The 8,739-nt window shown below is 58.2% G+C and carries 13 protein-coding genes; 8 read left to right on the plus strand and 5 right to left on the minus strand.

The features are described from left to right. Positions 1–572: 572 nt before the first annotated feature. From ACKAMS_RS33380 to ACKAMS_RS33400, 5 genes are all read left to right on the plus strand, one after another. Positions 573–827 carry a hypothetical protein gene (locus ACKAMS_RS33380; RefSeq protein WP_182262679.1) on the plus strand — a complete coding sequence of 85 codons (255 nt, stop codon included), beginning with the start codon at positions 573–575 and terminating at the stop codon, positions 825–827. Next, entirely contained in the window at positions 824–949 is a 126-nt protein-coding gene (locus tag ACKAMS_RS33385) for a hypothetical protein (protein ID WP_259349316.1), read from the plus strand. The genes ACKAMS_RS33380 and ACKAMS_RS33385 overlap by 4 nt, the downstream gene beginning before the upstream one ends. Then, positions 946–1,074 (plus strand): hypothetical protein, encoded by a 129-nt coding sequence (locus ACKAMS_RS33390; protein ID WP_259349317.1) that lies wholly within the window; start codon positions 946–948, stop codon positions 1,072–1,074. The genes ACKAMS_RS33385 and ACKAMS_RS33390 overlap by 4 nt, the downstream gene beginning before the upstream one ends. Before the next feature lie 400 nt (positions 1,075–1,474). Continuing rightward, positions 1,475–1,768 carry a hypothetical protein gene (locus tag ACKAMS_RS33395; RefSeq protein ID WP_182262680.1) on the plus strand — a complete coding sequence of 98 codons (294 nt, stop codon included), beginning with the start codon at positions 1,475–1,477 and terminating at the stop codon, positions 1,766–1,768. A gap of 430 nt (positions 1,769–2,198) precedes the next feature. Next, positions 2,199–2,393, plus strand: coding sequence for a hypothetical protein (locus ACKAMS_RS33400; RefSeq protein WP_182262681.1), 195 nt, complete (start codon positions 2,199–2,201; stop codon positions 2,391–2,393). A gap of 111 nt (positions 2,394–2,504) precedes the next feature. Here the strand turns inward: ACKAMS_RS33400 and ACKAMS_RS33405 are convergent, their stop codons facing one another. Next, a complete protein-coding gene (locus ACKAMS_RS33405; RefSeq protein ID WP_259349318.1) occupies positions 2,505–2,630 on the minus strand; it encodes a hypothetical protein in 126 nt (41 codons plus the stop codon). 945 nt (positions 2,631–3,575) lie between these two features. Next, complete coding sequence (locus ACKAMS_RS33410; protein ID WP_095971864.1) at positions 3,576–3,797, minus strand: DUF4177 domain-containing protein; 222 nt, start codon at positions 3,795–3,797, stop codon at positions 3,576–3,578. Between the two features lie 96 nt (positions 3,798–3,893). Between ACKAMS_RS33410 and ACKAMS_RS33415 the strand changes: the two genes are divergently transcribed. Further along, positions 3,894–4,325, plus strand: a complete 432-nt coding sequence (locus ACKAMS_RS33415) for a hypothetical protein (RefSeq protein ID WP_408990098.1) — start codon at positions 3,894–3,896, stop codon at positions 4,323–4,325. A 62-nt stretch (positions 4,326–4,387) separates the two neighbouring features. On the opposite strand, the gene ACKAMS_RS33420 is transcribed toward ACKAMS_RS33415, so the two are convergent. Continuing rightward, complete coding sequence (locus tag ACKAMS_RS33420) at positions 4,388–5,377, minus strand: SMI1/KNR4 family protein (RefSeq protein ID WP_408990099.1); 990 nt, start codon at positions 5,375–5,377, stop codon at positions 4,388–4,390. A gap of 374 nt (positions 5,378–5,751) precedes the next feature. Further along, positions 5,752–6,270, minus strand: coding sequence for a hypothetical protein (locus tag ACKAMS_RS33425; RefSeq protein ID WP_408990100.1), 519 nt, complete (start codon positions 6,268–6,270; stop codon positions 5,752–5,754). A gap of 131 nt (positions 6,271–6,401) precedes the next feature. Between ACKAMS_RS33425 and ACKAMS_RS33430 the strand changes: the two genes are divergently transcribed. Beyond that, the gene (locus ACKAMS_RS33430; RefSeq protein WP_095971867.1) at positions 6,402–6,578 is read left to right on the plus strand and encodes an AlpA family transcriptional regulator; all 177 of its coding nucleotides are present in this window, start codon (positions 6,402–6,404) and stop codon (positions 6,576–6,578) included. A gap of 260 nt (positions 6,579–6,838) precedes the next feature. Here ACKAMS_RS33430 and ACKAMS_RS33435 read toward each other — a convergent pair whose 3' ends face one another. Further along, positions 6,839–7,036: a hypothetical protein gene (locus ACKAMS_RS33435; RefSeq protein ID WP_408990102.1), complete on the minus strand. Its 198-nt coding sequence runs from the start codon at positions 7,034–7,036 to the stop codon at positions 6,839–6,841. Here ACKAMS_RS33435 and ACKAMS_RS33440 point away from each other — a divergent pair. After that, positions 7,029–7,724 (plus strand): tyrosine-type recombinase/integrase, encoded by a 696-nt coding sequence (locus ACKAMS_RS33440; RefSeq protein ID WP_408990101.1) that lies wholly within the window; start codon positions 7,029–7,031, stop codon positions 7,722–7,724. The genes ACKAMS_RS33435 and ACKAMS_RS33440 overlap by 8 nt on opposite strands. The last annotated feature ends 1,015 nt before the right edge of the window (positions 7,725–8,739 follow it).

Consider the following 8,739-nt stretch of genomic DNA (forward strand, 5'->3'; position numbering starts at 1 on the left):
ACACGCATTGATTCTCTGATAGCGAGTGGCTCACCAAACGGGGTCCTACCATGTGGTCGAACTATCCGAAGCCGAGGTTCACTCATCCCACCACCGAATGGATTGTGATGATGATCGGGATGCCAGCGTGGCGGCGGCCTGGGCTGTCCAGCTACGGGTGCACGCGTGGATTGTAACTATCCAGTTCCGAGCTCATGGAGGCTGCGATTGAAGGCAAGATCACAATTTGAGTTGTTGACAAGTAGCTGCTCATAGGACTGTATGTGTCTGGCTTGATATCTGACTACTTCGCTGCCGGCAGGGTAGTTGAAGGTGTAGTCCCGTTGCATTCTGTAACCTGCTGTGGTCGGCGCGTCGTCAGGCCCGCCGGTGGGTCTCTCGGTACGCAGAGGGTATGCCGTAGATTCAATATGCTCCAAATCTAGCCAACGGTATACGCTGTGCGCGTTGTGCGGGCAGTGTCGAAATCGACCACCCGCACATTCGCGTATCGGACATCGAAGCACCAAACGGCCACGCGAGACAAGGCTAGTAATAAACTGGTAAAGACATCGATGCCAGGAGAGCTGCACGTGACCGATCTCAGCCCGCAAGGACGCGCCCATCTTCGAAAGAACGCGCAGAGCTACGGCGACGACGTGCTGGTCGACGTCCTCGATGCGCTCGACGCCGCCCTGAATGAACGCGATGAACTACGCGACGCCCTCGTCAACCGCATATTCACCACACCGTCGACCGAAGATGCAATCAGCGAACGAGCCGAACCCACCTCGCTAGCCAGACCTGAATCTAGCGAAATGCTTAGATCTGGTAATAAAGGCCTGTGAACACCAACACCATCGCCGCAGCAAATCACGATGAGAAACTTCTCATTGCCGCTGCCCTCGTAACCGGCTACCCCACACCGATTCACGTCCTCTGCCAACAAGACGAACCGACAGCCGCATGACAGAAGACGAACTGCGCGCCGAGATCCGCGCCCGCGCCGAACAAACAGTTGCCCCCGACATAGACGCCGGCTGGGTCGAACTGATCAACAACGTCATCCGCAACAAAGCCCCCGACACGAACTAGCATCACGTCGTCCAGGGGCGCGCCTGGATCTGTCGACGCACCAGCCGCACATCACCGGCCGAGTGCTCCAGAAATCAACGCGCACAAAGTCGCTCCCATTTGGCGAGTGGCGGGGCCGATCATCCACCCAGAACACCAACCCCGCCGGTCGCCACTCTAGGTTATATCGTCCCCATCCCCTCACTGCGCGCCGCGCCGGACTCGTCCAGGTCGCCGAGTTGCACGCATGTCAGTATCCGGAGTATCGCTGGCTGACAGCCAATCGAGATGACTCACTGCGGAAGAACAAATACCTCAAGGCCAGGCGGTTCGGAGTGCTGTCGAGAACGGAAGTATTCTTGACGGGTGAGATGCTCGACGCGCATCTGGACGTAACTGTTCTAGCCAGGAAGGCGACAGCATGAAGACTGGCAGCGATAATCGACGCTGGATGATCCTCGAAAGGCCCAAGCCTGCAAAGGTTTCAGACGCCGAGGAATACTGGTTGTTCGCTCCGTCTCAGCTGTCCGCTCGCTGCGCCTATTGGGTACGTCAGATTGAGCGTGGCTGGCTTCCGAATCGCCGGATCGTGCGTGAGGGGTACCAGAACGGGGCCGATTGGTATGGCATCTACATCTGGGAGTACCTGAATGTTCTCGACCCGCTGATCACGCAGAAGCGGACTCAGCTCGCGTCGAGTTGCTCTAACGCTTAGCCGCACCTCTCGCCCAACGCTAGGCGCCGTGGCGCGAGTAGTTGGTGGAGAGTCCGCCTCGCGTCGTTGTCGTCCAGGGGTGCGTCTGGATGTCGCCGACAAAACGCCTTGCAGTCATTGTGACTCGGCACAGCGATCTCAACGCGCACGGACCTCCATCCAGGTGTAAGTCACCGCCGGTCCTGCTCACGCGTCGGCCACGGAATCCAAGCCCGCACCAATGCGGTCTCCCTCCGTAGTGCGCCGCTGCCTGGATGGATTCAACGTCCCCGCTTTCAGTGGGGCACACGGCGGTCTGATGGTACCGACGGATGGACTGATGTGGTGTTCACGCCGAACTCAGGAACGGCGATGGCGGGCAACGCGTTCAGCGTTCCGGCCGCACATCCGAACGCAATCGTCACCAGCGTCTTGCCAGTGCGATCGGACAGTGCAATGGCTGCACGGAATACTCGTCAATGACACTGTTGTTGCGACTGGACCGAATACGTCCGCCTATGACCTACGTGCGCGGGTGACCGCCGGTATTTCACTCGCTGCCGGGGATCTGGTCAAGGTTCAAGTGCAGCGAGTGAGTACCTTCGGCACGACGGTGTATGCCGGTGCCAAGTTCGCCATCGTCTGACCCACATGACAATACCGCCGATCTCATCGCGTTTAGCGGTGAGATCGGGGGCTTTTTCGTTGATGCTTAGCTGAGTGGGTGTCGAACTGGAAAGGGAGTAGATCAGGTTCCTTAGTAGATCCGGCGATGCCCGTACGGAACGCCGAAAGGCTGAGCCACGGCCAGTGAACCGAGTGATCGGGTTACAAAGGCGACGAAGAGGGCTCCTGCTGTGAGGCACAGTGCTTTTCGTTTCACGACATCTCCGTTTCGAGGCCCGTTAGATTCTGCAGGTTTCCGGTCGCAGATAGTTGCCGAGAGTAACTAGCTTCCGCGTTCTTCAATTCCCAACAGGGTAGCCCTGACGGCCACACAAGATAGGGGACCGTCAGGGCTGGTAAACGAACAACTGTAGCGCTATACGTTTACAATCCCACCATACCTGCAATGGTAGCCGTATCGTAACCATGGGGCCTTTTCATCTCCGACTTTACCCTCTGCCGCAATTGCGCCGGGCGCGTGATGTGCGAGTTCACAGCGGCAATTGGCGGCGACGCAGTGAGCGGCTCTCGGATCGGAATGACATCCGCGGGACAGGAACTTCGGTGATCTTGCTGCAGTCTCAGCCGTTCGGCTGGTGAGATCCATGGGCCGTCGTAAACCACACTGCTGCAGCGTCGGCATTGTGTGCAGTATGCACCGTTCTTCATCGGCTAATACAACTCTCGCTGTCCGGGTCCCGACCCGTGAATGATCTTAGTCGGCGCAGTCGAAGCGAGCGCTGCCGGCTGGCTCGTGGGGCTAACCGTGTTATCGACGTCGAACCACCGCAGGCGCTGTCTACGGCGCGAGGGGAAGGTCAAACCTCAATCTCGTCGGGCATCTTCGAGATCCGGGGGTGTTACTGACAAGGGCCACCAGCGAGTGTGTGATCAGCACGCTGGTGGCCCTGGGTGCGCCGAGAACCGAGGCGGAAGCGGCGCACCGTTTGTGGTGCCCCGCCGACTGTCTGGAGGATCGCGTCGGCAGGGCTACGCCATACCCGAGTACGGAGTCGGGTGATGCCGCCATCGGAAATGTACGGGTTGAAGATTTCGGTTACCAGTCTTCGTCAGGTAACAGATACTTGAGCGTTGAACTATCTCGACTGCATTTTCTGAGGCGCCTGGTCAGTTCGGTTCTACTGTCGTCAGCCTCTTTGATTCACGACGTTCTGCGCTTGAATATCGCCATGTAGTTCCGTCCCTTGATGTTTCCGGTGAGGTTGCCAGTCATCAGCACTTCTTGATAACTGATCAACTCCCAGCCTTGGGAGCCGAGATGGTTGAGGTATTCGTTGAATTTGGCGATCGCCTCCGCTTGCTTCTTCGCATTCCAGCGCTCCGTGATGTTGATCGATTCGGTCCAGTATTGCCACTTGTCCATGGCCGGAGAGCCTATAGCTCCGTGAAGCGCAAGAGTTGGAAGTGAATACGATCACGGATTGTTCGGTGGGAACCACTAGAAATCTAGGATGGTTGAATGATGAACGAGAGCGCCGCTTCGGTCCCGACGATTGATCCAATCGCGAGTTGGTTCACTGCTCTCGGAAGCCGCGCTCGTCGCGCTCTCTTTGCTGCTCCTCGGGGAGAAGTGCCGCAGAAGTATGTCGACGAAGTTCTCGCCAAGGGCCACAAGCTGGCGCTTCCGTGGTTTTCGGATTCGACGAACTCGGAGTCCGTTCGACTGCCGGGGGCGGTGGCGGACTATGTCGACGGTGTTCTAGCTGCACTGCAGCGATGGTGGATCGGTCTTTCGAACGAACAGCGATTGCAGTGGGCAGAAGTCGAGAACGGGCCAGTTCCGAACTGTCTTCATACTTCGTACCCGGATTCGTTCGAGTTCGTTCCCGGCGATGATGTGGTGTACGCAGACCCTCAGGTGATCGACTTCATCGCAGTCGCTGCTGCGTGATCGCCCATTGGGATGGGATACGCCGATTCAATTCCGGAAAAGGCAGTCCAGGCGGCACTCGTTTAGTTGAACGATTCGGACGAGGGGCGTGAGAGTTGGCTTGCAACAATCTGTCTGAGTTGCCAGGTACGGTCAGGTTCCCATTCGAGGGCTCCGTTGTCTGTCGTCCAATACCAGCCGTCGTCGAACGCTTGCGAGGTCGTCAGGCTGTCGGCGAGATCAGTCAGCATGGCGCTGATCGAGACCCACCGTGGTCCGGGTTCGTCTGCCCCGGACTTGTCGAATTCGGTTACGCAACCGTGCATGGGACCAGGGCGGGTGTCGACGCACAGGAAGTTACCGTCCATCCCCGCGAAGGGCACGAAGGCCGGGATGAAGGTGTCGGCTTGAAATCCTGCCTCGGCGGGCGCATCGACCGGTCCGTCGCCGTACAAGCGAGCACTCTCGTCCCAAATCTGGATAGATGACTCCCAATGCCAGATGGCATCGTCCAACGTGAGAAACGCGAAACGGTGGAGCAACCCCAGCAGCCTCTCGTCGGAAACGCCGTCGACCAAGGTGTACAGCTCGATCAACTCGGCCGGCCACCTTTGTCCCATCTTCGCCATCGCGGCGTCGACACTGTCGCGGTCGGCGCCGGTGATCGTCGTGCCGGGGAAGTGGACTCGCAGCCAATCGGAGATGCGGCTCCACTGATCACGAACCGAACCCGCCGTCCTTGAATGTGCGGCCGGTCGAGCGTGCGAAGAACCCTCGAGCATCGCCTCGACAGCAGCGCGTCGCTGTGCGTTCTCTTCCTCCGTGACACACCGGCGGATCTCGGCTTCGAGTGCGGCACGGTCAAGACTTTGATCACCGAATCCCGGCACACGGGCATGCGCGCTTCCCAAAGACACCCAGATCATCGGCCGCGATCCGTCTTCCGCCGCAACTAACTGCACGCCTGCCCCGGCGATCTGCGCGATAGCAGCATCGTCACCGACGACGTAACCATCGTGCACGAGAACCTCGCCGGAACCCGAGCCTGGCCGAGCAACCGCCCAATAGGTCACGAAGCGCTCCCTTCATCCGATAGGGGAATCCGATTATCCATTCTGAGAGATTGTCTCAGTCGATCGGGGTGACACTTTCGTACACCCCTCGTCGCTCGTAGTGGAGGCATTTCGAGGCATGTGTCTCGCGTCGTACAACATTCGACCGGGACGGGCGCCGAAGGTTACGGGGGCCGGAGGGCTCGGTAAGGTGCGTGCTGAACGACAATCTGAGTTGAACGCACCAGAAGATGTGGATATCGCTGCCCTGTCGACAGAGAGCCGAGAGTCATCCACGTCCGAGACAGTCATCGAACTGCCATCCGTATTGGTTCGGGCGTGGTCGACACTCTCCGGCGAGCTAATCCGATGTGTGCCGGAAACAACACCACAAACTACCGCGGATCTGTGAAGCTGCCTTGCTGAAGGGGAAAGCGGTGTCCTTCAAACGGTTTGGTTTCGTCGGCAGATGCGACTTCGAGATCGAATGCTCGTAGCTTTCCCGGTCCGGTTCGGTATCCCTTAACGCGGTAGACCGCAAGTACAAAACCTGCGGTGATCGGTATCAACAGATTGCCCACGTATCGATCCGGATCTCGGACTTGCCACCAACGTCCAACGCCGAGAATCTGATCAGGGTCCTGGGCTTCGACGTCTTTGTTCCATCCTTGCCACGGACGCTCGTCGTCATTTGGATCCTTGATAGCCGCTGCGACTTTCACCATCAGAGCCACTGGATGGTCCTCCGGCACAAAGGGGGTGGACTCTAGCCGGTCTGCTTCTTCCGCCGTGACGTAGACGTTGCGTCCGCTCGTGACGATGTCGCGGACCAGGCCTGTGTCGATCAAGTTTTGTACAGCTTTCCGGGTCATCCCAAGCCGGTCTGCAAGGACACTGCGGGCGATCAATTCCATGCCCGCGATGTTAGTCGATTCCCGACACTTCACGAAGCAGCACTAATGAGTGTGGACAAAGTAGCAAAGAAGGGTCTAGTGTTCGTGGCTAGTTGCTACTTTGTGGACAAGAAATCGAGAGCGGAGTGAGGATGGAAGAGTTGGCGTTGTGGAAGTCCTCCCAGGTTGCGGAGTACTTGGGGATCTCGGAGTGGTCGGTGGACAAGCTGGCGAGAGAGAGGCAGATCCGGTGTGTGATGCTCGGTGCGCGTTCGCGGCGGTTCAGGCCGGCAGATGTTGAGGCGTTCGTAGAAGAGCGGGTGGCCTGATGGATCTAACTCAGTTCATGTTGGGTCAAGGATTGAGTGCCAGGTTCGCGCGGTATGGCAGGTAGAAGATCCACCAACCCTGCCAAGATGCCGAACGGCCGATGGAAGGCGCGCTATGTGGTGAGAGATCCTCTCTCGGGCAGGCAGATTCGGCAACCAACCAAGACGTTCGACTTCAAATGGCAGGCGGATGAATGGCTGGACGTGAATCGGGGGAGGACGGCACGAGAAGACAAGATTGGTCTGATGTCCATTGCGAGTTACGCGGACAGATACTGGTCCGAGATCGTGTATGGCTTGTCGAGTGACCAGAACATCGCCAATTTTCGAGGACATCTGTCGATACGGGTGATTCCCACGCTGGGTGACGTCAGGATCGGAGATCTGAATTCGGCCATGGTGGAGCGTGCGCAGGCCAGATGGGCTGTCGGTGTGTCGCGGACAGTCGTGATGGGCACCCGCAGTTTCCTCAGCAGGCTCTGCGCTCATGCGATCAAGCAGGGTGTGTTGCAGGGTAATCCGGTGTTGAGTGCGAAGAAGCCCCCTCGGGAATTGCGTCGAGAAGTGCACACTCTGGCTCGGGTTGAGATCGATCAACTGCTGGGCGAGTTGCAGAGGCGCGATGAGCTTTACTCGGATCTCGCGTCAGTCGCGGTACTGACCGGGGTGCGTGTGGGTGAGCTTCTAGCGCTCCGCCCGTCGGATGTCAGTTTCGAAGACAGGGTGATCCGGGTTCAGCGGGCTTGGTCCGGCACCGGGAGAAACCGAGTTCTAGGTCCGCCGAAGTCGGGCAAGATTCGGTCTGCTCCGCTACCCGCGTCGCTGGTGCCGACCCTGAATCGGCGCATCGATGTGATGGGGTCTCGCGCTGAGTCGTTGTGGCGAGGACCTCGGGGAAGTTCACTTCATCACGGGAATGTCATCGTCCGCACAGGATTCAAGGAGATCGTAACCAAGATGGGTCATCCAGAATTTGTCTGGCATGACCTGCGGGCGACAGCAATTGTGGGATGGCTCCGATCCGGGGTTCCACTCACAGTGGTCCGCGACTGGGCAGGACACGCATCAATTTCGACGACCGATCGATACGTCCGCGTGGCCCGGTCTGACTATACCGATGCGGTCAATCTACTTGATCTCCAGTGATTTTACCGTTGGGTTTGGTTTCTAGACCGCAGTCGACAGCGCTGCGTTCTGATGGTTCTGAAGTGCACGGAATCAAGTCGCGCAACGCATCCCAGATCTGAATCGGGTGTGAACAGCGAGTCTGCGGGTTCGCCTCTGCCGAGACCGCCGATTCCGTGCGCTTGTTCTTTGTAGGGCATCGCGAACAATTCTTGGCGACCACGTGTGTAAGCAATTCCGGTGATCAGAATTCGTCGTTATCAGTGAGAGTCCGACGCAAACCAACCTCATCCCGATGCAGTGCTGGCAATCCCAGGGACCGGGCTCCGGGAGCTTCCTAGCCGTCTGATCAATGGCTGGGAGGTCAACGAACAGCTCCTCACGCGTTCAAGCGTGAGGGGCCACTCGTCGTGGAGCGGACAAGCGGTCAGCGGAAATTGGGCTCAGGCCATGGGGGGTCCAGATGAAGAAGGCCTTTAGTCCGTCTGGGATCTCGCACTGGCGGATACACTGGTTACACGCCCAACGCCAGAGCATCACAGGATGATTGGAGAATGGAGGCCAGCAAGGTGACCGGCCGAAGGACGATCTACAACGGGGTTGACTATGACTGACGGAAATTCTGACGCTACCGAATCCGAGCTGGCACTCTGGTCATGTAAGGCTCTCGAGTACCACGGGACAGTATTCATCAAACCAGCCGGGCGAGGGATCGAACTCCTTGACCTCGAGAGTAATTCCCAGCTGGTGCCGTACCTTGTCAAGTTTGGGGAACCGCTACGAATTGAGGATCTCATGCGAGATGGCAGGTATCGAATGAGTCTGGTGTTGAAGAGGATTGAACCTGACGAGCAGGGTGCAGTGATCACGTCCGATGCAGGTTGACCGGGGTGATGACCGTTGAAGTACCTGCGCCGGAGCGGCCCGACAACGTGGTACGGACGGCCGACCGGGTTGAACTCCCAACCTTGAATGGCGGCTCGCTATGTGTCAAGTCAAGTGAGACAGTGACGTTCAGTTGATCTGCGATTCCGAG

This window comes from Rhodococcus sp. 5A-K4 (assembly GCF_046097995.1).
GTDB classification, from domain to species: Bacteria; Actinomycetota; Actinomycetes; order Mycobacteriales; family Mycobacteriaceae; genus Rhodococcus_F; species Rhodococcus_F erythropolis.